The sequence below is a fragment of the Bradyrhizobium niftali genome (assembly GCF_004571025.1).
In the GTDB taxonomy this organism is placed as follows: domain Bacteria; phylum Pseudomonadota; class Alphaproteobacteria; order Rhizobiales; family Xanthobacteraceae; genus Bradyrhizobium; species Bradyrhizobium niftali.
Window position 1 is genome coordinate 1 of the sequence record NZ_SPQT01000140.1, and the last position, 636, is coordinate 636.

1 protein-coding gene is annotated in these 636 nt (G+C 63.1%); it reads left to right on the forward strand.

Annotation, left to right across the window (positions count from 1 at the left end):
- Window positions 1-75 precede the first annotated feature (75 nt).
- On the forward strand, window positions 76-636 hold a 561-nt coding region (locus E4K65_RS46810; protein WP_135179773.1), incomplete at its 3' end, for an IS110 family RNA-guided transposase.

Below are 636 nucleotides of genomic sequence, written 5' to 3' on the forward strand. Positions count from 1 at the left end.
TAATGGGATGGTCCGGCCGTGCTCCTGCCCCGCCAGCGATAAGCTGGCCAGGGGCGCCAAGACAAGGAGCACGCCATGTCCCAGACACCCAGTACCGCGATCGCCGTGATCGGCATCGATATCGGCAAAAACTCGTTCCACGTCGTGGGCCACGATACGCGCGGCGCCATCGTGCTGCGGCAAAAGTGGTCGCGTGGCCAAGTGGAGGCGCGGCTCGCCAATATGCCGCCTTGCCTGATCGGCATGGAAGCCTGCGTCGGCGCACATCATTTGAGCCGCAGACTCGCATCGCTTGGTCACGATGCCAGGTTGATGCCGGCCAAATATGTCCGCCCTTATAGCAAGGGACCGAAGAACGACTTCAATGATGCCGAAGCGATTGCCGAAGCCGTGCAGCGCCCGACGATGAAGTTCGTGGCGACCAAGACCGCGGAGCAACTCGATCTGCAGGCGCTGCATCGGGTGCGCGAGCGGCTGGTGTCGCAACGCACCGGCATCATCAACCAGATTCGCGCCTTCATGCTGGAACGCGGGATCGCGGTGCGCCAGGGTATCGGCTTCCTGCGCACAGAACTGCCCGTCATCCTTGCGACGCGCACCGATGCCCTGTCGCCACGCATGTTGCGTGTCATCGAG